Source organism: Pseudonocardia sp. 73-21, from assembly GCF_001899645.1.
GTDB lineage: Bacteria > Actinomycetota > Actinomycetes > Mycobacteriales > Pseudonocardiaceae > Pseudonocardia.
In genome coordinates this window covers 1-24,384 of record NZ_MKVV01000025.1, presented here as the reverse complement: position 1 = coordinate 24,384, position 24,384 = coordinate 1, and the positions used below count along the sequence as shown (strand labels likewise).

Here is a 24,384-nt window from a genome sequence, read left to right as displayed (position 1 = left end):
GACATGGCTCCAGTCTCCTTGTTAGATCAGGAGCCTCTCCCGGACCCAGGGCGGTTCACCGGATCGGCCGGGGTGCGGGTGGCTGGCGCGGGCCTGCTCGGCCTGGCCGGGTGGCTGGCCACCCACGACATCGCGCGCCGCACCATCCGCATGCGCGGCGTGACCCGGTACATGGCGATCGGCTTGGCCGCAGGCTACCTGTGGCTCGCGGTCGCCGGGGTGCTGTGGCTCGCGGTCGGCCGTCCGGGCGACGGGCGGGCCTATGATGCCATGCTGCACGCGGTGTTCCTGGGCTTCGCGTTCTCCATGGTCTTCGCACACGCCCCGGTCATCGTGCCGGCGGTGCTGCGGGTGCGGTTCGGCTTCCACCCGGTCTTCTACCTGCCGCTGGGACTGCTGCACGCGTCACTGGCGCTGCGACTGCTCGGGGGCGACGCGGCGGACAGCACCCTGGCCTGGCAGACCGGCGGCGTCCTCGACGAGGTCGCGATCCTGCTGTTCCTCTCGCTGGCCGCGATCGCCGTCATCCGGGCGTGGCGTCGGGACGCGGCTGTGACCAAGGACCCTGGCGCGCGCACCGCCCGACCTACCTAATATTTACAATGAAGCTAGTGAATATTCGGGAGAGGTGGGACGGATGACGACCACAGCGCGTGGGGCGCCCCGAATCCTGATCGTCGGTGGCGGGCTTGCCGGCATGCACGTGGCGCTGCGGCTGCGGCGTCGGCTGCGGCCTGGTGAGGCCACGGTCACCGTGGTCGACCCGCGTTCCTACCTGACCTATCAGCCGTTGCTGGCCGAAGCGGCTGCCGGCAACCTCGAACCACGCCACGTGGTCGTGCCGCTGCGGCAGGTCCTGCCCGGGGTCCGGGTGATCACCAGGGCGGTGGTCTCGGTCGACCACTCGCGTCGCACCGCCTATCTGGTCTCCGACATCGACGAGCCGGAACCGCTGGCCTACGACGTGCTGGTGCTGGCGCCGGGATCGATTTCCCGTGTATTGCCGGTGCCGGGCCTGGCCGAGGTCGGCATCGGGTTCAAGACCATCGGCGAGGCGATCCACCTGCGCAACCACGTGCTTGCCCAACTCGATGCCGCCTCCTCGACCACCTCGCCGGCCCGGCGGCGGGCGGCGTTGACGTTCGTGTTCGTCGGCGGCGGCTACGCCGGCGTGGAGGCATTGGCCGAACTGGAGGACATGACCCGCGACGCTTGTGCGCACTACCCGGAGATCGACCCGACGCAACTGCGCTGGGTCCTGGTCGAGGCGGCCGGGAAGATCCTTCCCGAGGTTGGCGACCGGATGGGCCGTTACACGGTGGATCTGTTGCGGCGCCGGGGAATCGAGGTCCGGCTGGCCACCCGGTTGCGATCCGTCCTCGATGGCCACGTGGTGCTCGATGACGGAACCGAGTTCGACGCGGGAACGCTGGTGTGGACCGCGGGTGTGGCACCACATCCGCTGCTCAAGCAGAGCGATCTGCCGCGGGATGACCGCGGCTGCGTGGTCACCACCGAGTATCTGTCCGTCGTGGACACTGCGGACGCGTGGGCACTGGGTGACTGCGCCGCCGTGCCCGACGTGACCCGTGGCCCGGGCATGTTGTGCCCGCCCAGCGCCCAGCATGCGGTCCGGCAGGCCACGGTGCTGGCCGACAACCTCGTCGCCACCCTGCGCCGGACGCGACCGGCGGTCTATCGGCACGCCTACGCCGGGTCGGTCGCCAGCCTCGGCCTGTATCGGGGTGTCGCGCAGATCTACGGCCTGCGGTTGCAGGGATTTCCGGCATGGTTGGCGCACCGCACCTACCACCTGCTGAAGCTGCCGTCGTGGAACCGGCGGCTGCGGGTGGTCGCGGACTGGACGCTGGCGTTGCTGTTCCCCCGCGAGATCGTGTCGCTGGATGTACTGGAACACGCCCGCGACGACTTCACCGCGGCTGTGGCCGCGCGTGCGTCGGCCGGTTGAGTTCGCCGGCCGGTGGGTTGAAGGTGGTGGATCGTGCTCCCCATGCGCCACGTTCCCCCCGGGGTCGTCAGGTGGTCGTCGGTACGACGACGGCGCGGCCGGTCAGCTCGCCGGCCTCCACCATCCGGTAGGCGTCCATCGTCCGGTCGAGGGTGAATGTCGTCAGGTGGCGTGCAGCAGTCCTCGGGAGGCGAGGTCGAGGACTTCGATCAGTTCCGGCCGGCTCCCCCCATAGGTTGTCTGCACGGACAACTCGTAGGGCACCGCGAAGAACGATATCGGCAGCGTGCCACCGCCGAGGCCGATGAGGGGTGAGATCGCCGAGGGTGCGCGCGGCGGACGCGCCCAGCGCCAGGGTCGTGTCGTTCCCCACGCAGTCGAGAACGACGTCCGCACCGTGTCGTCCCCCGGTGGCCGTACGAATGTCCTGCGCGGCGTGATCGCTTCCCCAGTAAGGCGAAGTCAGCGCCGGATTGCTCGGCCAAGGCGAGCGCTTCGCGCCTCGTGTCCACGGCGATAGCCCGCGCCGCAGTGGTGGCATTGAGGATCTGTACCGCCAGATGCCCCGGGCCGCCGACGCCGATCACGACGGCCGTGGCGCCAGGCGTCAGCTTCGGCCACGAGCGGCGTACCGCATGGTAGGGAGTAAGGGCGGCGTCGGTCAGCGGCACCGCGATGACCGGGTCCAGCCCGTCGGGCAGCGGGATCAGCTGACGCGCATCGGGGACCACCAGCGTGAACTCGGCCATTCAGCCGTCCAGACCGAGCCCGCCGCCGCCACTGGGCACGGGGGACAGTAGGGATCAGCGATGGCGCGCCAGCGTCGGCCGCTGGTGCCGGGTTCGGTGGGTGGTGTGCGCCGAACGCAGCAACGTCGCGGCGGCATCGTGGGCGGGTCGCCCGTCAGCGTGCGGCGATTCGGCGGAGCACATAGGGCAGAATCCCTCCATGGCGGTAGTAGTCCGCTTCGGTGAGGGTGTCGATACGGACGTCGGCGTCGAATTCGCGGGTGTCGCCGTCCGCCGTGGTGGCGGTGATCCGCACTCGGTCGGGTACGCGCGCGCCGCCGGTCAGGCCGCGAAGGGTGAAGGTCTCCTCGCCGGTCAGGCCGAGCGTGGTGGCGTTCTGACCGGGTGGGAATTGCAGGGGCAGCACGCCCATGCCGATGAGGTTGGCGCGGTGGATGCGCTCGTAGGACGCGGCGATGACCGCTCTGACGCCGAGTAGCGCGGTGCCTTTGGCCGCCCAGTCCCGTGACGAACCGGACCCGTATTCCTTGCCGGCGATGACCAGCAGGGGCACGTGTTCGCCGGCGTAGCGTTGGGCGGCATCGTAAATGGTCATCCGCTGCCCGTCGGGCAGGTGCCGGGTGATGCCGCCTTCGGTGGCCGGAGCCAGTTGGTTGCGCAGTCGGATGTTGGCGAAGGTGCCGCGGATCATCACCTCGTGGTTGCCACGCCGCGATCCGTAGGAGTTGAACTCGCCTGGTGGAATCCCGTGTTCCCGCAGGTACGCCCCGGCCGGCGAGTCGCGCTTGATGGCACCGGCGGGCGAGATGTGATCGGTCGTGACCGAGTCCCCGAGCAACACCAGGACCCGGGCGTTCTCGATATCCCCCACCAGGTCGGGATCGGCGGACAGGCCTTCGAAGTAGGGCGGGCGGCGGACGTAGGTCGAGGCGGGATCCCAGGCGAAGGCGTCGCCGGCCGGGGTCGGCAGCGACCGCCAGCGTTCGTCGCCGGTGAACACGTCGGCGTAGTCGCGGGTGAACATCTCCGGGCGCAGGCAGGACGCGACGGCCTGGTCGATGTCGTGTGAGCTGGGCCAGATATCGCGCAGGAACACCGGTCGGCCGTCCGAGCCGACACCGAGTGGGTCGCGGGTGAGATCGACGTCCATCGACCCGGCGAGGGCGTAGGCGATGACCAGCGGTGGGGAGGCCAGGTAGTTCAGTTTCGTTTGGGGGTGGATGCGGCCCTCGAAGTTGCGGTTGCCCGACAGCACGGAGCACACCGCGAGGTCACCCTCGGCGATGGCGCGCGACACGGGTTCGGGCAGCGGGCCGGAGTTGCCGATGCAGGTGGTGCAGCCGTAGCCGACCAGGTCGAACCCGAGTTCGCGCAGGGCCGGCAGCACCTCCGCCTTCTCGAAGTAGTCCATGACGACCTTCGAGCCGGGCGCCAGCGAGGTCTTCACCCACGGTTTGCTGCGCAGCCCCCGATGGACGGCGTTGCGGGCCAGCAGTGCGGCGCCGAGCATCACCTGGGGATTGGAGGTGTTGGTACAGCTGGTGATCGCCGCGATCACCACGGCGCCGTGGTCGAGTTCGACGGACTGCCCGGAATCCAGGGTCACCGCGATCGGTGCGCGGGGCCGTCCACCGGTGCTGCTGGCCTGGCGCGGCCGGGCCGGCCGATCACGAGCCCGGTTGCCGGTCACCGCGATCGGATCGGAGGCCGGGAACGACTCCTCACCACTCTCGTCCAGACCCACCGATACCGGGTCGGCCGGCAGGTAGCCGTGCACCGCCGCTCGAAAGGCGGAAGTGGCCCGGTCGAGTGGGATGCGGTCCTGCGGGCGCTTCGGCCCGGCGATCGACGCGACCACGGTGCACAGATCGAGCTCCAGGGTGTGCGAGTAGGCGGGCTCGTGATCGGGGTCGTGCCACAGTCCTTGTTCCTTGGCGTAGGTCTCGACCAGCGCCACGTGCTCCGGGGATCGGCCGGTCAGCCGCAAATAGGCCAAGGTTTCCGCGTCGATCGGGAACAACGCGCAGGTGCAGCCGTACTCCGGGCTCATGTTGCCGATCGTGGCGCGATTGGCCAGCGGCAGCTGCGCCAGACCCGGACCGTGGAACTCCACGAACGTGCCGACCACGCCGTGCGCCCGCAGCAGCTCGGCAATGGTCAGCACCAGGTCGGTCGCGGTGCTGCCCTCCGGCAGGCTCCCGATCAGCTTCACACCGATCACCTGCGGGAGCAGCATGCTCATCGGCTGCCCGAGCATCGCGGCCTCGGCCTCGATCCCGCCGACACCCCAGCCCAGCACGCCCAGCCCGTTGACCATGGTCGTGTGCGAGTCGGTGCCCACCAGCGTGTCCGGGAACGCCTGCCCGTCCTCGGCGAACACCACACGGGCGAGGTGCTCGATGTTCACCTGGTGCACGATGCCGGTCTTGGGCGGCACCACCCGCAGGTTGTGAAAGGCATCCCGGCCCCAGCGCAGGAACTGGTACCGCTCCCGGTTGCGTTGGTATTCCAGCTCGACATTGCGGTCGAACGCGTCGGGTCGGGCGACGTAGTCGGCGATCACGGAGTGGTCGATGACCAGTTCGACCGGGCGCAGCGGGTTGATCGCCGCCGGGTCACCGCCGAGCGCGACCATGGCCTCGCGCATCGCGGCAAGATCGACGATGCACGGCACCCCGGTGAAGTCCTGCATCAGCACCCGGGCGGGGGTGAACTGGATCTCGGTGGCCGGCTCGGCGGTCGGGTCCCATCCGGCCAGCGCCTGGACCTGCTCGGCGGTGACGGTGTGGCCGTCCTCGTGCCGCAGCAGGTTCTCGGCCAGGATCTTCAGCCCGTAGGGCAGCCGCTGCACGCCGGGCAGCCGGTCCAGGCGATGGATCGCGTAGGACGTTCCACCGACGGCAAGGTGGTCGCGCGTCCCGAAGCTGTTGGCGATCATGGCTGACCTCCGTCCGGCTGCGGCTTGTGCCGCCAGTTCGGGAACAACCGGCGCAGCGGGTCGTAGCGGCGATCGACGACGCGTTCCTTCATCGGGATGATCGCGTTGTCGGTGATGTGGATGTCCGCAGGGCAGACCTCGGTGCAGCACCTGGTGATGTTGCACAGGCCGATTCCGTGCTCCTCCCGGAGTTGGGTCCGCCGGTCGAGGGTGTCCAGCGGGTGCATGTCCAGTTCGGCGTGCCGGATGAAGAACCGGGGGCCGGCGAAGGCGTTCTTGTTGTCCTCGTGGTCGCGGATGACGTGGCAGACGTCCTGGCACAGCCAGCACTCGATGCACTTGCGGAACTCCTGCGACCGCTCCACGTCGGCCTGCCGCATCCGGTACTCGCCGGGCGCGAGGTCCGTCGGCGGGGTGAAGGACGGGACCTGCTGGGCCTTTCGGTAGTTGAACGACACGTCGCACACCAGGTCGCGGATGACCGGGAAGGTGCGCAGCGGTGTGAGGGTGACGGCGTCGCGGGGTAGTCGCGACAGCCGGGCCATGCACATCAGCCTCGGTCGCCCGTTGATCTCGGCGCTGCACGAGCCGCACTTACCGGCCTTGCAGTTCCACCGCACCGCCAGGTCACCGGCCAGGGTGGCCTGGACCCTGTGCACGGCGTCGAGCACGACCTCGCCCTCCTCGACGGTCACCGGGTAGTCCACCATGTCGCCGGCCGTGGCGTTGCCCCGCCAGATCCGCAGGTTCAGCTGATAACTCATGCTCGGCGCGCCTCCCAACCCATCAGACGAAGCGGGGATCGTGCAGGACACCGGCCGCGTCCAGCCGCACGTACAGGTCGGTCAGCGCCACCCACACCAGCGACGCCCAGGCGAGCCGGCCGTGGATCGGGTTGATCCGCGACACCCACGTCCACAACCGGTAGCGGACCGGATGGCGGGAGAAGTTGTTGATCCGGCCGCCCACCACATGCCGGCAGGCGTGACAGGACAGCGTGTACATCCACAGCAACACCGCGTTGATCACCAGCACCACGCTGCCCACGCCGATCCCGATATGGCCGTCGAAGTCGAACGCGATCACCGCGTCCCAGGTGAGGATCAGGTTGAACGCGACCGCGGCGTAGAAGAAGTAGCGGTGGATGTTCTGCAGGATCAGCGGGAATCGGGTCTCCCCGGTGTAGCGGTGACGGGGCTCGGGCACCGCGCAGGCCGGCGGCGACAGCCAGAACGACCGGTAGTACGCCTTGCGGTAGTAGTAACAGGTCAGCCGGAAGCCCAAGGGGAAGATCAGGATGAGCACCGCCGGCGTGACGATCCACCAGTTGCCGAACCACCCCAGGTGGGGCGCACCCGCCGAACCCGGCACCGCGCCGCAGTTGGTCGACAGGCAGGGCGAGTAGAACGGCGAGAGGTACGGGTCGGCGTAGTAGTCGCGGTTGGCCAGCGCCGCGTAGGTGGAGTAGAGGACGAACGCCAGCAGCACCGTGAACGTCGAGGCCGGGTAGGCCCACCAGGCATCGGTGCGCAGCGTCCGCGCGGTGATCGGTGCCCGGCCGGACGTGCCGGTCCCGGTCTGGCGGGCGTTGTTCGGTGCCGCCGGAGCGTTTGCCATCGCCGGTCCGTCTCCTCGCCTCGATCCGTCGGGATCCGGAGAAGTGAGGACCAAAGCCTCGCGCGCGGATCCCGGCTGAGTAACTACCGTCACAGTGGTGGAGCATGCTTGCGAATTCCCTGCGATCTGCTGGGGTGCCGGGCGGTGAGCACGGTGCTGGACCGCGCGATTCCGCAGGTCAGCATCCAGTTGTTGGGCAGGTTCGCGGTACACCGTGGCGACCAGGAGTTGCCTCTGCGGCCATTCGGAGGCCGCTTGGCCAGGCGGTTGCTACGCATGCTGGCGCTGTCTCGCGGGACGCTGCTGTCCAAGGAGGTCGCGGCCGAGGCGCTGTGGCCGACCCGGCCACCGGCCGACACGCCGGGCAACGTGGAAATCCTGGTCAGCCGGATCCGGCGGGCGCTCGGCGACCGGTCGTTGGTCGAAACAGGTCCGGCCGGCTACTCACTGGTGGGCGACGAGCGGTGCTGGGTGGACGTCGAGGCGTTCCTGACCGGCGTGGTCCGAGGCGAGGCCGAACTGGCGCACCATCCGATCGCGGCACTGGCCGCGTTCCGCGGGGCACTGGCCTTGTGGCACGGCGAGCCACTGGCCGAGGACGCCTACGCGGACTGGGCGGCCGAGCATCGCCGCCACCTGTGGCGCGCCCGGCTGGAAGCCTTGGAAGGGGCGACGACGGCCGCCCTGGCCACTGGCGATCCGACGTCGGCGGTCGACTGGGCGCAGGCCGCCACCGAGCAGCAGCCCCTGCGGGAAGCCTCGGCGATGCTCCTGGCCCACGCGCAGGCGGCCGGTGGCGACCGGGCCGCCGCCCTGACCACGTTCGACACGTTCGGCCGGCGCCTGGCCGACGAGCTCGGCGTCGACCCGTCAGCGGAAGCCATGGACCTGCGGCAGCGAATCCTGCGGGACCGGATCCGGCCCGACCACGTGGCTGCCGGCGCCCGGCCCGAAGCCGGCGCCGGCCTGCCGCACCTGCCGTTGCTCGACCGCGACGACGCGCTCCTGCAGATCACGGCCTCCACCTCCGGAGCGGGACCGCGGGCGCTGCTGGTTCGAGGGCCGCCCGGGATCGGCAAGTCCCGGCTGCTCACCGAGGCCGCAGCCCAGGCCGAGGTACCCGCGATCATGGTGCGGGTGATTCGGGCGCACCGCTACGACGCGTGGGCGGTGGCTCGTGAACTGGTGCGCGCCGCGACCGACGCTGACGTCGATGAGGGGGATCGGCGCGCGGTCACCGTCCCGATGGCGACCCGGGTCATCGAGTCACTGGCCCGGCCGCGGTGCCTGCTCGTGGTCGACGACCTGCAGTGGGCGGATGAGCGCAGCCTGACCCTGCTGCGGATGCTGCTGCGCCGGGTGCCGGGTCTCATCCTGCTGGCCGCGTACCGACCCGAGGATGCCTCGGCCGGGGTCACCCTGATGCAGGCGCTGTCCGGCGCGGACCCCGCGCTGCTGCGGTCGGTCCTGCTTCGGCCGCTGTCCGCGACCACGCTCGGCGGGCTGTTTGCCGACCCGCGACTGGGCGCGCTCGTCGTCGACCACACACACGGCCACCCGGCGGCGGTGGCCGAGACGTTGGCGGTCCTCGGACGCGGGGGCCTGGTCGACGCGAACGAGCAGGGCCGCTGGCGCCTGCGCAGGCCCGCCGACATACACCGGGCCCGCATCCTGGCCGCCGCCACTGCACGATCGGTGACTCGGGAGCGCATCGCCACGCTGCCACCCCGCCATCGGGAACTGCTCGCCCTGGTCACGTTGCTCGACCGGCATGCTCCGGCGAGCGTTCTCGCGTTGGCCACCGGTCGGGACCTGCGGGGCACCCTCGACGTGCTGGACGCCCTGGTGGAGGCCGGCATGGTCGACGGCTGCACCGACGGCTGGACCGTCGCGACCGGCACCATCGGCGGTGCGGTCCTGGACACCCTGGGATGGACCGAACAGGCCCGGCTGCATCTCCTGCTCGCCCAGGCACTCCAGCAGCAGGAGGCCGATGGCGCCGAGATCGCCACCCACCTGGCCGCCGGCGGCGACCAGCAGGCCGCGGCCACCGCCTTCGCCACGGCGGCCCACGCCCGCCTGGACCAGATCGCCGATGAAGACGCACTGCACCTGGCGGACGCGGGACTCTCACTGTCCGCCCAAGGCGCGGTCAAAGCCGCGCTACTGGAGGTTAGGGGCGAGGTCCACCGACGCCGCGGCCGGCTGCCCCAAGCCCGCACTGACCTGGAGACCGCGCTGGCCCACAGGTCCACCGGACCGGACCGGTCCCGCATCCTGGCGCAGCTGGCCATTCTGGAGACCCGATCCCGCGATGTGATCGGCGGTGGTGAACTGGTCGAGTTGGCCATCGCGGAAGCCGGCGACGACCCAGCGGCCCGTGGCCAGGCCCTGGCCGCAGGCGCGATCACCGACCTGACCCTGCCGCGTTTGGGCCGTGCACGGCGGCGCTTCCACGAAGCCCGACACCTTCTGGACCAGGCCGGCGACACCAACGGGGCCGCGCGCCTGCTGTACTGGCGGGGCATGGCCAGGTTCGTCGCCGGCCGCCCGGCCGAGGCAGCCCGCGAACTGGACCCCCTCGCCCACCTGGCGGCCGTCCCCACCGAGGTGCTGCGCCTGTGGCACCCGCGTGTGATCCGAGGTCACGCCCTCGTCTTCATGGCCGAGCCCGCCGCCGGCCTGGCCGAGATCGAGGAGGTCCTGGCCTGGGCTCGCGCGGTGGAGCACCCTGTGGTGCACAGCGCCTGCCTGTGGCACCGCGGCGAAGCCCTGGCCGCGCTGGGACGCCACGCCGATGCTGTGGACAGCGCAGAGGCGGCGGTGGCCATCGCACGCCGTGTCGGGCACGCGGAAGAAGTCGCGGCGTCGCTGCGCGGGCTGGGGGTCGCCTGGCACGCGACCGGCGACCTGGAACGCGCCGAACAGGCATTCCGCGGGTCGCTGCGCACCGCCCAGAATGCTCCACTGTTCGCCGGCTGGGCCGCCGCCCGGCTGGGCCTGGTCCTGGTGGAACAGGGCCGTTTCGCCGAGGCCGCGCCGTTGATCGACACCGCGCGGCACCACGGCATGCCCCTCATCCGGCACGAAGCCCGGTGGGCGCACGCCGAACTCCTCCGCGCCCGAGGCGAACACACAGCATCCCGGTTCGCCACGACCGCGCTGAACGCCGCCCGAACCAGTGGCTACCTCGTGCTGGTGCCTCGACTGGCCGCGCTTGCCGAATCCTGAACTCAGTCCTGAGCCGCAGGCATTCCGCAAGCCGCCCGCACCACGATCGAAGACACGAACAGCGGAAGGCGAGGCACCCGTCCTGCTCGGCGTCGAGGCCGAAGTCTGAGGGAGAGGTCACGGTGAAGGTGAAGGAGATCATGACGACCCCGGTAGTCACCGTGCCGGTCGACGCCTCACCGGCCGTGGTCGCGGCCGTGCTGGGCGAGCACCGGATCAGCGGGGTACCCGTGGTCGACGCCTCGGGCATGATGGTCGGCCTGGTCAGCGAGTACGACCTGCTGGCCCGTTCCGGTGCGACCGCCGGTGTGGTGATGTCCACCGCGATGATCAGCGTGACCGAGGACACCGACGTCGACGAGGTGCGCCATTTGTTGGTGGAGCGGCGCATCCACCGGGTTCCCGTGCTGGCGGGGACCCGGCTGGTGGGCATCGTCAGCCGCGCGGACGTCGCCGCGCTACTGGCCACCGAATGGGTCTGCCAGGTCTGCGGCGAGCCGGTGCGCGGCCAGCAGGTCCCCCAGTCCTGCCCGAAGTGCCAGGCCGGGGCGGACCGGTTCGTCCTGCAAGACCCCGACCCCGGCAGTTGAGGAGGAGAGCATGGCCGAACCGTCTTCGACCGCGGTCGTCGGCACGGTCCTCGGCACCACCGAGGAACCCGAGACACTGCGTGGCTACTACCGGCAGATGATGACGATCCGCGTCTTCGAGCAGCGGGCCGCCGAGATGTACACCAAGGCGAAGATCGGCGGCTACTGCCATCTCAACCTCGGTGAGGAAGCCACCGTCGTCGGCCTGATGGCCGCGCTGCGCGCGACCGACTACCTGTTCACCAGCTACCGAGAGCACGGCTACGCGCTCGCGCGTGGCGCCGAACCCGTCCGCATCATGGCCGAACTGTTCGGCCGCACCGGCGGGCTGTCCGGCGGGCGGGGCGGGTCGATGCACCTGTTCGACCCGCAGCTGCGGCTGCTCGGCGGCTACGGCATCGTCGGCGGCCAGATCCCACCGGCCACCGGCGCCGCACTCGCCCTGGCCCACCGCAACGGGCCGGGCCCCGACCGCGAAGCCGTGATGTGCCTGCTCGGCGACGGCGCCACCAACATCGGGGCGTTCCACGAGTGCCTCAACCTCGCGGCCGTGTGGCACCTGCCGATCGTGTACGTGATCGTCAACAACCAGCTCGGTATGGGCACCACGGTCGAGGCCGCCGCGGGCGAACCGGAGTTGTTCCGGCGTGGGTGCTCCTATCGCATTCCGGGGCAGCGGGTGGACGGCAATGACGTGCTCGCGGTGCGCAAGGCAGCCCGCGCCGCATTGGATCGCGCCCGCGGTGAACACCAGCCGATGCTGTTGGAGGCGGTCAGCTACCGGCTGCGCGGGCACTCGGTGGTCGACCCGGCCCGCTATCGCAGCGACGAGGACAACCAGCGTGCGCGCGCCCTGGACCCGCTGCCCGCCTTCCGCGCCCAGTTGATCGACACCGGTGTCCTCGACGCCCCGGCCGCCGCCGGGATCGACGCCGAGGTCGAGCAGGCGATCGCCGAGGCCGTGGATGCTGCCGACCGCAGCCCCGCCCCCGCCCCGGAGACGCTCTTCGACCACGTCTATGCCACGGCGGTCGCCAACACGTACCAGGGGTTGCCCGGCGACCCGGTGGTGTCCCCGTGACGGTGATCAGCTATCGGCAGGCGCTGCACGACACGCTGCGCGCGGAAATGCTGCGCGACGAGGACGTGCTGCTCATCGGCGAGGAGATCGGCCTCTTCGAAGGCTCGTACAAGATCACCGCCGGGCTGCTCGCCGAATTCGGTCCCCGCCGCGTCCGGGACACCCCGATCTGCGAGGAGGGCTTCGTCGGCGCCGCGATCGGCGCCGCGATGCTGGGCCTGCGCCCGGTCGTGGAGATCATGACGATCAACTTCAGCCTGCTGGCCATCGACCAGATCGTCAACCACGCCGCGAAGATGCACTCGATGTTCGGCGGCCAGGTCCGGGTCCCGCTGGTGATCCGCACCCCCGGCGGTGGCGGACAGCAGCTGGCCGCCACCCATTCGCAGAACCTCGAAGTCTGGTACGCGCACGTGCCCGGCCTGAAGGTGCTCGCCCCGGCCACCCCCGCCGACGCCAAGGGCATGCTGACCGCCGCGATCCGCGACGACGACCCGGTCATCCTGCTGGAGAACCTCGCGCTGTACAACACCAACGGCGAGGTCCCGGACGGTGACCACACCCTGGACATCGGCACCGCTTCGGTGCTCAAGCCGGGCCGGGACCTCACCGTCGTCGCCTATTCCCGCGCCACCGTGGTCGCCTTGGATGTGGCCCGCAGGCTGGACGAGGAGGGGATCTCGGTCGAGGTCGTCGACCTGCGCAGCCTGCGCCCGCTGGACCGGGACACCGTGTGCGCTTCGGTCCGCAAGACCAGCCGGGCGGTGGTGCTGGAGGACGACTGGCTGTCCTACGGCATCGGCGCCGAGATCGCCGCCACCATCGGTGAAGGCGCTTTCGACTACCTGGACGCGCCGGTGCGCCGGGTCGCGGCCGCCGAAGTCCCGCTGCCCTACGCCAAACCGCTGGAACTGGCCGCGCTACCCGATGCCGCCGCGCTGACCCGGGTCATCCGGGACACCCTCGACGCCACCCGCTTCGCCGGCTAGGAGGACCGCCATGCCCGAAGTGCTGATGCCCCGCCTGTCCGACACCATGGAACAAGGCGTGCTGGCCCAGTGGCGCAAGCACGAAGGCGACCCGGTGCGGCGAGGTGACGTGCTCGCCGAGATCGAAACCGACAAGGCCACCATGGAACTGGAAGCCTACGACGACGGCACCCTCACCCGAATCCTGATCGACGAAGGCGTCACCGTCCCCATCGGCACCCCCATCGCCGTCATCGGCTCCACCGCCGACACGCCACCCGAACCAGTGGCCACTGTGGACACCGTCGAGCCTGCCGTGGATACGGCCGAACGGCCATCGTCGCAGGCCTCCCCGCCCGTAGCAGTGCGGCCGCCCGAACCGGCAGTCCCGAAGCTGCGGGCATCCCCCCTGGCCCGCCGGCTCGCCCGCGACCACGACGTGGATCTCGCCACCCTCCCCGGCAGCGGCCCCGGCGGGCGCATCGTGCGCGCCGACATCGAAGGAGCCGTCACACGCCGGGGGCACCAAGCCCAGCCCCAGCCCGCCGTGCCACAGCAGCCGCCACCCACCGCGCCTCCCAGCCCGGCACCCCCACCGGCCGTAGGTCCGGACGACGAGGAAGTTCCGCTGACCCGCGTGCGGCGACTTACCGCGCAACGCCTCGTCCAGAGCGCCCGACAAGCCCCGCATTTCTCCCTCACCCGCACCGTGGATGCCGACGCCCTGATGGCGTTCCGCAACCAGGTCAACACCGACCTGGCGGACACCGGAACGCGAGTCAGCCTCACCGACCTGCTCATCAAAGCCTGCGCGCATGCGCTCACCACGCACCCTGCGGTCAACTCCTCCTGGGCGGACACCCGACTGCTGCGCCACCACCGAATCCACATCGGCGTGGCCGTCGCCCTGGACGACGGCCTGATCGTGCCCGTCATCCACAACGCCGATGCCAAGACGCTGTCGCAGATCAGCCGCGAAGCCCACGACCTCGCCGAACGGGCCCGCACCGGTCGGCTGCCGCTGAACGAGATCACCGGCGGGACGTTCACCATCAGCAACCTCGGCATGTACGGCATCGACCAGTTCACCGCCGTGATCAACCCACCCGAGGCGGCCATCCTCGCCGTCGGCGCCGCCAACCCGGGGCCCATCGTCCGCGACGGCCAACTCGTCGCCGGCACCACGATGACCCTGACCCTGTCCATCGACCACCGCGTCCTGGACGGCGCCACTGGCGCACGGTTCCTCGCCGCTCTCACCGCGCTGCTCGAACACCCCGTCCGGATCGTGCTGTGAACCGCACCCGCCGAACCGGGCGACACATCGGAAGGAGGTCGTCGTGACCGATCCACTGACCACGCTCACCCACGCCGGCGTCTCGATCTGGCTGGACGACCTGAGCCGCGAACGACTGACCAGCGGCAGCCTGGAACGGCTGGTGCACGACCGGCACGTCGTCGGCGTCACCACCAACCCGACCATCTTCGCGAAGGCCATCACCGGCAGCGACACCTACACCGACCAACTCCAGCAGTTGGCCCAGCGCCGGCTCGACGTCGACACGGCACTGCGCGCGCTGACCACCTACGACGTGCGCTGGGCCTGCGACGTGTTGCGGCCGGCCTTCGACGCCACCGACGGCGTGGACGGCCGGGTGTCCATCGAGGTCGACCCGCGCATCGCACACGACACCGACCGCACCATCGCCGAAGCCAAGGCGCTGTGGTGGCTGGTCGATCGGCCCAACCTGTTCGTCAAGATCCCCGCCGCGAAACAGGGACTGCCCGCCATCTCCGCGTGCCTGGCCGAGGGCATCAGCATCAACGTCACGCTCATCTTCGCCCTGGGCCGCTACACCGACGTGATCGACGCCTTCCTCACCGGCCTGGAACGCGCCCAGGCCAACGGACACGACCTCGCGACGATCGCCTCGGTCGCCTCCTTCTTCGTGTCCCGTGTGGACACCGAAGTCGATCAGCGGCTGGACGAACTCGGCACCGAACGGGCAGCAGCTCTGCGCGGCAAGGCCGCCATCGCCAACGCCCGCCTGGCCTACCACCGCTACGAGAAGGCGTTCGCCACCGACCGATGGGACGTGCTGCACCGGGCCGGCGCCCGACCGCAACGTCCACTGTGGGCATCTACCGGCGTGAAGGACCCCGCCTACAACGACACCCGCTACGTCGCCGACCTGGTCGCGCCCGGCGTGGTCAACACCATGCCCGAGAACACCCTGAACGCCGTCGCCGACCACGGTCACATGCCGCCCGACAGCATCCACGGAACCTACGACCGGTCCCAGCGGGTACTCGACGACCTGGCCGGTCTCGGCATCGACTACGAGGACGTGGTGCAGGTGCTCGAAGACGAGGGCGTGGCCACGTTCGACGCCAGCTGGGACCGGTTGAGCACGCAACTCGCTCGCACCCTCACCACCACGCCGGGAGCGTGACAACCGTGTCGGCACAACAGGATTTCGTGATCATCGGGGCCGGCCTGGCCGGAGCCAGAACCACCGAGGCCCTGCGCGAGGAGAACTTCGGCGGGCGCATCACCCTCATCGGCGAGGAAACCTCGCGACCCTACGAGCGGCCGCCACTGTCCAAGGACTACTTGCAGGGCAAGGTCGAGCGAGACACGATCTTCGTTCACGAACCGGACTGGTATGCAGGCCACGATGTCGACCTGCGGCTGGGCACCGCCGTCCACGCGATCGACCGCGACCGGCATGAGATCGTCCTCGGCGGCGGCGAGCGACTGCGCTACGACAAGCTGCTGATCGCCACCGGCGCGTCCCCGCGCCGCCTGCCGCTACCGGGTGCCGACGCCGAACAGGTGCACTACCTGCGGCACGTCGAGGACTGCGACCGGCTGCGCGAGGTGCTGCGCACCGTGTCCCGGATCGCGATCATCGGCGCCGGGTGGATCGGGCTGGAGGTGGCCGCCGCCGCTCGCGCCGCCGACGTCGCCGTGACGGTCGTGGAGGTCGCATCCCTGCCGCTGCTGCGCGTCCTCGGCCCGCAGATCGCGCCGGTGTTCGCCGACCTGCACCGCGCCCACGACGTCGACCTGCGCTTGGGCGTGGGCGTCGCGGAGATCACCAGCGCAGGTGGCTCGGTGACCGGGCTGCGTCTGGCCGACGGCACGGCCGTCGAGGCTGACGCCGTGCTCGTCGGCGTGGGCGCGACCCCCAACACCCACCTCGCCGCCGACGCGGGCCTGGAGGTCACGGACGGGATCGTCGTGGACGCGTCGCTGCGCACCTCTGACCCCGACATCTTCGCGGCCGGCGATGTGGCTCGCGCCTATCACCCGCTGCTCGATCGGCACATCCGGGTCGAGCACTGGGCCAACGCCCGCAACCAGCCCGCAACCGCAGCGGCGGCCATGCTCGGCCAGGACGTCCGGTTCGAGGCCCTGCCGTACTTCTACAGCGACCAGTACGACCTGGGCATGGAATACACCGGCTACACCGAACCCGACGGCTACGACCGAGTTGTGGTCCGCGGTGATCTGGAGACGCGCGAGTTCATCGCGTTCTGGCTCCGCGACGGACGCGTGCTGGCCGGCATGAACGTCAACGTCTGGGACGTGACCGACACCGTCCAAGCCCTGATCCGCGCCCGAACCCCGGTCGACACCACCCGACTCGCCGACCCCACGGTCCCGCTGGCCAACCTGGCACCGGCGCCATGACCAACATCCGGGTTGAGGTCGCGCACGACCGCGGACCACCGCGACCGCCCGACGTCCCGCTGCGGCAACGGCTCCGCCTGCCCGATCATCTCGACGGCGTCACGTCGACGACGTCGCATCTCCGCCCAGCCACAGCGCAAGGACGGCCGCTTGACTGTGGTCGACATCGCGGGTGGCGGTGAGCAGGGTCAGATCGTGCCCGCGGGCGAGATGGCGAAGGTGCCGGGCGGCCTGCTGCCGTACCGGCTCGTTCAGTTCGGCCAGGTACCTGCGGCGGAACTCGGCGAACCGGTCGGGCACGTGTCCGTACCACTGACGCAGTTCGGTGGACGGGGCGATCTCGCGCAGCCACTCGTCCAGGTGTGCGTCCTGCTTGCGCACCCCCCGGGGCCAGACTCGATCGACCAACACCCGCGTCCCGTCCGACGGCGACGGCTCGTCGTAGATCCGGCGACAGGTGATGCGTGTCTCCATGGCCTGCTCCACGTCTCGGTGTACCGGAGAACCGCGACCCTCGACAGCCCGTCAGCGGCCGCCCACCCATCCGAGTTTACCGACGACGGTGACATCTGGTGGGAGGGGCTCGAGGGGGATCCGCAGCACCTGAAGTCCTGGACCGGCCAGGACTGGACGCCGGACTCGGACTTCAACGCCGCGCACCCGAACTCGCGCTACACCACGCCGATCTCGCAGTGCCCCGTCGTGGCGCCGGAGTGGGAGGACCCCCGGGGCGTCCCGATCTCGGCGATCCTGTTCGGCGGCCCGCCTCCGGCCAGCAGCGCCACCCTGACACATCGCGCCCGCCGACCAGAACGAACTCGGCCAGACCCCCAGTGAGGATCCGGTTCTCGGGTCCCGTTGAGCCCCTCGGCAGGGACGGCGGCGGCCACCCGGAGCGCGACCACGGCCAGGAGGCAGCAGATGACCACATCGGCATCGCCGCCGCCCTCGGCCCGGATCGTGGTCGGCGTGGATGGGTCAGCGGGATCGCTGGGCCGCGTTGCGCTGGGCGGTCGCGCACGCCGCCGCCCGCGACCTGGCCCTGCACGTGGTGACCGCCTGAGAACTCCCGATCGAGTCGACCTACGGCGACATGGCCACCGACGGCGACTTCCATCCCGTCCTCGCCGCCGAGAAGATCCTGGCCACGGCCCTGACCGATGCCGGCGTCTCGACCGACGTCGACACCATCACCACCGCGCCCGTGCAGGGACAACCTGCCGAGGTGCTCATCGAGATGGCGCAGACCTGCGAGCTGCTGGTGGTCGGTTCCCGCAGGCACGGCAAGGTCCTCGGCGCGCTACTGGGCTCGATCAGCCACTACCTGGCCGGCCACGCCCCCTGCCTGATCGTCGTCGTCAAGCCCCCGCGCACCCCGGCCACCGCCGCCACGAACGCTGACTGCACGACCGCCCGAAAGGCCCTATTCGCTCATCATCTATCGTGTTACGATACAAACACGGCAGGGGCGCAGCGTCGAGACCGCGCCGGGCCGTCACACACTCCAGAGGTGCGTCGTGCTCAGTGACCGAGACCGCGCAACGTTGCACGAGATCCAGATCCACTTCCTGGCCGACGACCCAGGATTCGTAGAGACCTTCGACAACCGACCGCAGGCTCCATCCGCCGCGAGCGCACCGGCCGGACCGACGTCGCCGAACGCGCCGACCGCGCAGCGCCGGCGGACCCAGAGGGTGTTCATGTGGATCGCGGCGCTGCTGTGCATGCTGCTGCCCGCGGCGGCCGGGCCAAGTGGCGGTGCGCTGCTGCTCGCGATGGGCGCCGTGGCCGTGCTCGTGCTGCTGTATCGCGGAAGCGGCAGCACGGACGGAGCGTCGCGTCCCCGGCCCTGACCCGCGCAGGCGTTGGTCGGTCCGCTCTGCCCTCGGAGCCCTTCGGGCCGGGAACCTCAGCCGCTTCGGCGGTTCCCGCGCACCACCCACAGGAGGTCGAAATGATCACCATCATCGTGTCTGCTCTGATCGTCATACTGGTCTTGGGTCTGATCACGGCCGGGGCCAGCGTCCGGGTCGTGCAGCAGTTCGAACGGGGCGTCGTGTTCCGCTTCGGCCGGGTACAGCCGACGACCCGCGGACCCGGGCTCGCACTGATCACCCCGTTCGCGGACCGGCTACAGAAGGTCTGCATGCAATCATCACCCAGCCGGTCCCCGCGCAGGACGGCATCACCCGCGACAACGTCACCGTCCGCGTCGACGCCGTCCTCTACTACCGCGTCATCGACCCCGTGCGCGTCGCCGTCGACGTGCAGGACTACACCTCCGCGATCTTGCAGGTCGCGCAGGCGTCGTTGCGCTCGATCATCGGCAAGAGCGACCTCGACGACCTGCTGTCCAACCGCGAACACCTCAACCAAGGCCTCGAACTCATGATCGGCAACCCCGCCCTCGACTGGGGCGTGCACATCGACCGCGTCGAAATCAAAGACGTCGCACTACCCGAATCGATGAAACGCTCCATGTCGCGCCAAGCCGAAGCCGAACGCGAACGACGCTCCCGCGTCATCACCGCCGACGGCGTACTGCAGGCCTCCACCCAACTCGCCCAAGCCGCCCAGGTCATGGCCGAACACCCCGCCGCGCTGCAACTACGACTCCTGCAGACCGTCGTCGAGGTCGCCGCCGAGAAGAACTCCACGCTGGTCCTGCCCTTCCCCGTCGAACTACTCCGCTTCCTCGAACGCGCCACACCGTCCGAGACCTCGGCGGCAACCGCGTCCGTGGTGCCGGCGAGCGAGGTTCCCCGAGCGAACCGGCCCCGGACCGGCTGCTCGACCCGGTCCCGGCGCTGCGTGGCCTGGCCGCGACCAACGGTGCACGAGCCGACCGCTAGGCCGGGCTCCAGTCCCACCCCCGCCGGCGGGCTCGTCCGCCCCCGGCACGGCCGACCCGTCGGCCGAATGCAGGCCACGGTCCCGTGGCCAGAAGGTGACCCGACATGACAACAACCGTCGAACCCGCCACCCGCGAGCTCGGAAAGTCCCGACCCCGCAAGGAGGATGCCCGGCTGATCACCGGCCGCAGCCGCTACACCGATGCGATCATCCCACCGGGCACACTGCACATGCACGTCGTCCGCTCGCCGCTCGCGCACGCCACAATCACCCACGTCGACACCGCGGCCGCCGCCGCGATGCCCGGTGTCATCGGCGTGTACACCGCAACCGACCTCGGTGCCGAGGGGATCGGCCTGCCCTGCGCGTGGCCGGTCACCCCGGACCAGAAGGCCCCGCAGCGCCCGCCCCTGGCGATCCGCACCGTGCACTTCGCCGGTGAGGGCGTCGCGGTCGTCGTGGCCCGCTCGGCGGCCGCGGCCCGCGACGCGGCCGACCTCGTGGAGGTCGACTACGACCCGCTCGAACCGATCCTGGACAAGGAAGCCGCCGCGGCCGTTGGGGCCCCGCTGGTGCACCCGGACCTGGGCACCAACGTCAGCGCCACCTGGGTGTTCGACTCCGCAGCGGCCGGCACCGGCGACAGCGTCGAGCAGGCCATCGCGGCTGCCGAAGCCGATCCCGATCAGATCGTGGTGCGCCGTCGGTTCATCCAGCAACGCGTGATCCCGGCGTTCATGGAACCCCGCTCCGTCGTGGTCGACCCGGGCGGTGAGCAGATCACCCTGTGGTCGGCGACCCAGATCCCGCACATCCTGCGCACCATGACCGCGGTCACCCTGGGCATTCCAGAGAGCAAGCTGCGCGTCATCGCCCCCGACGTGGGCGGCGGGTTCGGCGGCAAGATCTCCATCATCCCCGAGGAGATGCTCTGCGTGCTCCTCGCGCAGAGGCTCGGCAAGCCGGTCAAGTGGACCGAGACCCGCTCGGACTCCCTGCTCGCGGCGCACCACGGGCGCGACCAGATCCAGGACATCACGATCAGCGCCAAGCGCGACGGCACGGTCACCGGCCTGGACGTGCATCTGCTCGCCGACATGGGCGCCTACCTCAGCCTGATCGGATCGGGCATCCCGATCCTGGGCGCGTTCATGTTCAACGCGATCTACAAGTTCCCGGCCTACCGGTTCACCTGCCGCAACGTGTTCACCACCAAGGCGCCCACCGACGCCTACCGCGGCGCCGGCCGTCCGGAGGCCACGTTCGGGGCCGAACGGATCATCGAGGAGCTCGCGGTCGAGCTCGGCCGCGACCCGATGGAACTGCGCCAGCAGAACTGGATCACCCACGAGGAGTTCCCGTTCACCACGGTTGCCGGCCTGACCTACGACACCGGCAACTACGAGCAGGCCACCGCGAAGGCGATGGAGACCTTCGACTACGCCGGGCTGCGCCGCGAGCAGGAGGAGCGCCGCCGCTCGGGCGACCCGGTCCAGCTCGGCATCGGCATCTCCACGTTCACCGAGATGTGCGGCCTCGCCCCGTCGCGGGTGCTCGGCTCGCTGTCCTACGGTGCGGGTGGCTGGGAGGCCGCCAGCATCCGGGTGCTGGCCACCGGCAAGGTCGAGGTGATCACCGGCATCTCCCCGCACGGCCAAGGCCACGAGACGGGGTTCAGCCAGATCGTCGCCGACCAGCTCGGCGTCCCGTTCGAGGACGTGGAGATCCTGCACGGCGACACCCAGATCTCGCCCAAGGGCCTCGACACCTACGGCTCCCGCTCGCTGGTGGTCGGCGGCATCGCCGTCGTCAAGGCCGCCGAGAAGGTCGTCGCCAAGGCCAGGAAGCTGGCCGCGCACCTGCTGGAGGCGGCCGAGGACGACATCGAGTTCTCGGGTGGAACCTTCACCGTCCGCGGTACCGACAAGGGCAGGACCATCCAGGAGCTGGCGTTCGCCGCATTCACGGCCCACGACTATCCCGAGGACATGGAGCCCAGTCTCGACGCCGACGCCGTCTTCGACCCGGAGAACTTCTCCTTCCCGCACGGCACCCACCTGGCCGCGATCGAGGTCGACACCGACACCGGGCGGGTCACCCTGCGCCGCTACGTCTGCGTGGACGACGTCGGCACCGTCGTCAACCCGATGCTCGTGGAGGGCCAGGTGCACGGCGGCCTGGCCCAGGGCATCGCGCAGGCCCTGTTCGAGGAGGCCGTCTACGACGAGCAGGGCACGCTGGTCACCGGCACGTTCGTCGACTACACCATCCCGTCGGCGGCCGACCTGCCGAACTTCGACACGGCCACCGTGTCCACGCCGGCCACGTCGAACCCGCTGGGCGTCAAGGGCGTGGGCGAGGCGGGCACCATCGCCTCCACGCCGGCCATCGTCAACGGCGTGATCGACGCCCTGCGCCACCTGGGCGTGACCAACGTCGAGATGCCCTGCACCTCGCAGCGCGTGTGGCGGGCCATCCAGGACGCCCAGGGCAACGCCACCCAGGAGACCCCGGTCGACACCCACTCACCGGGTGCCGGGCTGGGCTCGATCGACCCGAACCACCCTCAGGGGGAGGTGGGGTGATCCCCATCTGAACCGCGACCGGCCGGCTCGACGGCAGCGTCGGCCGGCCGATCGCGATGCCGCTAACGGCGCCCGGCGAGGCTCGAGAGCGAACCGTCGACGATCTCGACGACATGATCGAGCCCGTCGAGATGGGCGCGGTCGTGGGTCACCAGGACGGTAGCGGCGCCCCCGCGGTGGGTGAGCGTGGTGATCAGCTCGATCACGGCCGCGCCGCGTTCGGAGTCCAGGGCGCTGGTCGGCTCATCGACCAGCAGTACGGCGGGGTCGTTCATCAGGGCGCGCGCGATGTTGACTCGTTGCCGTTGCCCGCCGGAGAGCTGGTGCGGGCGCCGCCCGGCCCGGTCGGCCAGCCCGACCGCGGCGAGCAGGCCGGTCGCCCGGTCGCGGGCCGCGGCCGGGGAACGCCCGCCGAGGTGCGCGATGGCCTGGAGCTGCTCGACGGCGGTCAGCGACGCGATCAGGTTGGGCTGCTGGAACACGATGCCGATCTTCTGCCGGCGCAGCGCGGTGAGCTCGGCCCGGCTCATCCCGTCCGTCGAGGTGCCGTCGATGACCACGGTGCCGCGGTCGGGGGTGATCAGGGTGGCGGCCGCGGCGAGCAGGCTGGACTTGCCGGAACCGGACGGGCCGGTCACCGCGGTGACGGTGCCGGCGGGCACGTCGAGGTCGACGCCGTCCAACGCCGTCAACCGGGTGTCGCCGTCGGGGTAGGTGAGCGTGACGTCGGACAGGTGCAGGCTCATCGCGCTCCCCCGCTGCGCTCGGTCGGCACTGGGGCCAGGCGCTGTGACAGTGATTCGCTCGCAAGCTCGCTCATGACGGTGCTCCTCAGCGGGCGGACAGGGCCGTCAGCGGGTCGACGGCGGTGATCCGCCGGATGGACAGGGCGGCGCCGAGGGCGCCGAGAACGATGATCACGACGGCCGGGACGAGCACGGTGTCGGGGGTGAGCAGGAACGGCACGCTCCCCGAGACCACCGCACCGAGCGCGGCCGCCAGGCCGGTGCCGAGCGCGGTGCCGCCGACCAGCAGCACCACGGCCTGGCCCAGTGCGTCGCGCAGCAGGTAGCCGGAGCTGGCCCCGAGCGCCTTGAGCACGGCGATGTCACCGCTGCGCTGGATCGTCCACACCGTGAAGAAGGCACCGATCACCAGCGCCGATATCGCGAACAGGAATCCGCGCATGAGCTGCAGCGACCCGTTCTCCGCGGAATAGGAGCCGATCGCCGGCAGCGAGTCGGCGCGGCTCAGCGTGCGGGTGCCGAGCGACCCGTCGGCCGCGGCGAGGTCGACGCGGCCATCGGTGGTCAGGGCGATCACGGTGGCCGCCGCGCCGCCGGAGGCCAGCCGCTGCCAGTCGCCGAGGTCGGCCCAGATCACCGGGGTGTGGCTGAACGCGGCGTCCCCGGCGACGGCGGTGACCGTCAGTGCCGCGCCCGCGAGGGTGACGGTGTCCCCGCGCCCGGCGCCCAACTCCGCGGCCGCGCCGGTGGAGAGCACAACGTTCCCGGGGGCGACCGCCTCTGGAGCGAGTGCCGAGCCGGGCCGGACCCCCATCGTGGTCAGCGCGGCCGAACGGCTCCCGGACTCGACGCGGGTGGTGGCCACCCCCAGCGGCTCCGCGCGCTCGACGCTCGGGACCGCCGCCCACCGCTGCCAGGCCCCGGCCCCGAACGAGGACGAGGTGAACGAGGGCGCCGCACCGTCGGCCGGTGCGGAGAACACCAGGTGGTCGGCGGGCAGCTCGCTGACCGCCGACGTGCTGTCGTGGCCCAGGCCCGCAGTGAGGCCGGACAGCAACCCGACCAGCAACGTGATCAGGACGACGACCGCGGCCATCAGGGCGAAGCGACCCCGGGCGAACCGGAGGTCTCGCCAGGCGACGAACATCCCTCACCGACCGATCGTCGCGGTCGGGACGGTGCCCGGGGTGGTGTCCGCGGTGGTGTCTGCGGTGGTGTCTGCGGTGGTGTCCGCGGTGGTGTCCGCGGTGACCAGCCGGGAGCGCAGGCATACGAAGAACAGGATGAGGTGAGGTTCCCCCGCTAGCTCGGAGACCGACGATCATGGCCGTAGGCCGTGAAGGGAGTCTCTGATGGCAGC

The 24,384-nt window shown here is 70.6% G+C and carries 17 protein-coding genes and 3 pseudogenes; 14 read left to right on the top strand and 6 right to left on the bottom strand.

What is annotated here, in order from left to right; all coding sequences use genetic code 11:
• Together BGP03_RS06280 and BGP03_RS06275 are read left to right on the top strand one after the other, a co-directional pair.
• A pseudogene (locus BGP03_RS06280) lies at positions 1-594 on the top strand (hypothetical protein); the annotation flags it as partial.
• 43 nt (positions 595-637) lie between these two features.
• Positions 638-1,969, top strand: coding sequence for an NAD(P)/FAD-dependent oxidoreductase (locus BGP03_RS06275; protein ID WP_298800519.1), 1,332 nt, complete (start codon positions 638-640; stop codon positions 1,967-1,969).
• Between the two features lie 903 nt (positions 1,970-2,872).
• Here BGP03_RS06275 and BGP03_RS06270 read toward each other — a convergent pair.
• From BGP03_RS06270 to BGP03_RS06260, 3 genes are read right to left on the bottom strand one after another with little or no spacing between them, the layout of a single operon-like run.
• Complete coding sequence (locus tag BGP03_RS06270; RefSeq protein WP_298800518.1) at positions 2,873-5,656, bottom strand: aconitate hydratase; 2,784 nt, start codon at positions 5,654-5,656, stop codon at positions 2,873-2,875.
• Positions 5,653-6,420 carry a succinate dehydrogenase/fumarate reductase iron-sulfur subunit gene (locus BGP03_RS06265; RefSeq protein WP_296377325.1) on the bottom strand — a complete coding sequence of 256 codons (768 nt, stop codon included), beginning with the start codon at positions 6,418-6,420 and terminating at the stop codon, positions 5,653-5,655. The genes BGP03_RS06270 and BGP03_RS06265 overlap by 4 nt, the downstream gene beginning before the upstream one ends.
• 22 nt (positions 6,421-6,442) lie before the next feature.
• Positions 6,443-7,273, bottom strand: a complete 831-nt coding sequence (locus BGP03_RS06260) for a hypothetical protein (protein ID WP_296377326.1) — start codon at positions 7,271-7,273, stop codon at positions 6,443-6,445.
• Positions 7,274-7,417: 144 nt separating this feature from the next.
• Here BGP03_RS06260 and BGP03_RS06255 point away from each other — a divergent pair, with 144 nt between their 5' ends.
• The 7 genes from BGP03_RS06255 (at position 7,418) to BGP03_RS06225 (ending at position 16,840) form a co-directional block, all read left to right on the top strand.
• Positions 7,418-10,504 (top strand): BTAD domain-containing putative transcriptional regulator, encoded by a 3,087-nt coding sequence (locus tag BGP03_RS06255; RefSeq protein ID WP_299735800.1) that lies wholly within the window; start codon positions 7,418-7,420, stop codon positions 10,502-10,504.
• A gap of 140 nt (positions 10,505-10,644) precedes the next feature.
• A complete protein-coding gene (locus tag BGP03_RS06250; RefSeq protein ID WP_296377328.1) occupies positions 10,645-11,094 on the top strand; it encodes a CBS domain-containing protein in 450 nt (149 codons plus the stop codon).
• Between the two features lie 10 nt (positions 11,095-11,104).
• The gene (gene pdhA, locus BGP03_RS06245) at positions 11,105-12,175 is read left to right on the top strand and encodes a pyruvate dehydrogenase (acetyl-transferring) E1 component subunit alpha (protein ID WP_298800516.1); all 1,071 of its coding nucleotides are present in this window, start codon (positions 11,105-11,107) and stop codon (positions 12,173-12,175) included.
• Complete coding sequence (locus BGP03_RS06240; protein WP_298800515.1) at positions 12,172-13,164, top strand: alpha-ketoacid dehydrogenase subunit beta; 993 nt, start codon at positions 12,172-12,174, stop codon at positions 13,162-13,164. The genes pdhA and BGP03_RS06240 overlap by 4 nt, the downstream gene beginning before the upstream one ends.
• A 10-nt stretch (positions 13,165-13,174) precedes the next feature.
• Positions 13,175-14,440, top strand: coding sequence for a dihydrolipoamide acetyltransferase family protein (locus BGP03_RS06235; RefSeq protein ID WP_298800514.1), 1,266 nt, complete (start codon positions 13,175-13,177; stop codon positions 14,438-14,440).
• A 43-nt stretch (positions 14,441-14,483) separates the two neighbouring features.
• Positions 14,484-15,596, top strand: coding sequence for a transaldolase (tal, locus tag BGP03_RS06230; protein ID WP_298800513.1), 1,113 nt, complete (start codon positions 14,484-14,486; stop codon positions 15,594-15,596).
• Positions 15,597-15,601: 5 nt separating this feature from the next.
• Complete coding sequence (locus BGP03_RS06225) at positions 15,602-16,840, top strand: FAD-dependent oxidoreductase (protein ID WP_298800512.1); 1,239 nt, start codon at positions 15,602-15,604, stop codon at positions 16,838-16,840.
• Between the two features lie 99 nt (positions 16,841-16,939).
• Here the strand turns inward: BGP03_RS06225 and BGP03_RS06220 are convergent, their stop codons facing one another.
• Positions 16,940-17,326, bottom strand: a complete 387-nt coding sequence (locus BGP03_RS06220) for a DUF488 family protein (protein WP_298800511.1) — start codon at positions 17,324-17,326, stop codon at positions 16,940-16,942.
• Positions 17,327-17,392: 66 nt separating this feature from the next.
• On the opposite strand from BGP03_RS06220, the pseudogene BGP03_RS06215 reads away from it, so the two are divergent.
• From BGP03_RS06215 to BGP03_RS06195, 5 genes and pseudogenes are all read left to right on the top strand, one after another.
• A pseudogene (locus tag BGP03_RS06215) lies at positions 17,393-17,602 on the top strand (phosphoenolpyruvate carboxykinase domain-containing protein); the annotation flags it as partial.
• A 331-nt stretch (positions 17,603-17,933) separates the two neighbouring features.
• Positions 17,934-18,368, top strand: coding sequence for a universal stress protein (locus BGP03_RS06210; protein WP_298800510.1), 435 nt, complete (start codon positions 17,934-17,936; stop codon positions 18,366-18,368).
• Positions 18,358-18,693 carry a DUF3040 domain-containing protein gene (locus BGP03_RS06205; protein WP_296377336.1) on the top strand — a complete coding sequence of 112 codons (336 nt, stop codon included), beginning with the start codon at positions 18,358-18,360 and terminating at the stop codon, positions 18,691-18,693. The genes BGP03_RS06210 and BGP03_RS06205 overlap by 11 nt, the downstream gene beginning before the upstream one ends.
• Before the next feature lie 101 nt (positions 18,694-18,794).
• A pseudogene (locus BGP03_RS06200) lies at positions 18,795-19,801 on the top strand (slipin family protein).
• Complete coding sequence (locus tag BGP03_RS06195; protein ID WP_298800509.1) at positions 19,798-22,278, top strand: xanthine dehydrogenase family protein molybdopterin-binding subunit; 2,481 nt, start codon at positions 19,798-19,800, stop codon at positions 22,276-22,278. Before BGP03_RS06200 ends, BGP03_RS06195 begins: the two are co-directional and overlap by 4 nt.
• A gap of 62 nt (positions 22,279-22,340) precedes the next feature.
• On the opposite strand, the gene BGP03_RS06190 is transcribed toward BGP03_RS06195, so the two are convergent.
• Complete coding sequence (locus tag BGP03_RS06190; RefSeq protein ID WP_298800508.1) at positions 22,341-23,024, bottom strand: ABC transporter ATP-binding protein; 684 nt, start codon at positions 23,022-23,024, stop codon at positions 22,341-22,343.
• Positions 23,025-23,109: 85 nt separating this feature from the next.
• A complete protein-coding gene (locus BGP03_RS06185) occupies positions 23,110-24,171 on the bottom strand; it encodes an ABC transporter permease (RefSeq protein ID WP_298800507.1) in 1,062 nt (353 codons plus the stop codon).
• Positions 24,172-24,384: the final 213 nt, after the last annotated feature.

Bases quoted from the DNA above. Each gene is read 5' to 3' on its own strand.
- BGP03_RS06275 (WP_298800519.1), top strand. From the start codon at position 638: ATGACGACCACAGCGCGTGGGGCGCCCCGAATCCTGATCGTCGGTGGC.
- BGP03_RS06270 (WP_298800518.1), bottom strand. From the start codon at position 5,656: ATGATCGCCAACAGCTTCGGGACGCGCGACCACCTTGCCGTCGGTGGA.
- BGP03_RS06265 (WP_296377325.1), bottom strand. From the start codon at position 6,420: ATGAGTTATCAGCTGAACCTGCGGATCTGGCGGGGCAACGCCACGGCC.
- BGP03_RS06260 (WP_296377326.1), bottom strand. From the start codon at position 7,273: ATGGCAAACGCTCCGGCGGCACCGAACAACGCCCGCCAGACCGGGACC.
- BGP03_RS06250 (WP_296377328.1), top strand. From the start codon at position 10,645: ATGACGACCCCGGTAGTCACCGTGCCGGTCGACGCCTCACCGGCCGTG.
- pdhA (WP_298800516.1), top strand. From the start codon at position 11,105: ATGGCCGAACCGTCTTCGACCGCGGTCGTCGGCACGGTCCTCGGCACC.
- BGP03_RS06235 (WP_298800514.1), top strand. From the start codon at position 13,175: ATGCCCGAAGTGCTGATGCCCCGCCTGTCCGACACCATGGAACAAGGC.
- BGP03_RS06210 (WP_298800510.1), top strand. From the start codon at position 17,934: ATGGCCACCGACGGCGACTTCCATCCCGTCCTCGCCGCCGAGAAGATC.
- BGP03_RS06195 (WP_298800509.1), top strand. From the start codon at position 19,798: ATGACAACAACCGTCGAACCCGCCACCCGCGAGCTCGGAAAGTCCCGA.
- BGP03_RS06190 (WP_298800508.1), bottom strand. From the start codon at position 23,024: ATGAGCCTGCACCTGTCCGACGTCACGCTCACCTACCCCGACGGCGAC.
- BGP03_RS06185 (WP_298800507.1), bottom strand. From the start codon at position 24,171: ATGTTCGTCGCCTGGCGAGACCTCCGGTTCGCCCGGGGTCGCTTCGCC.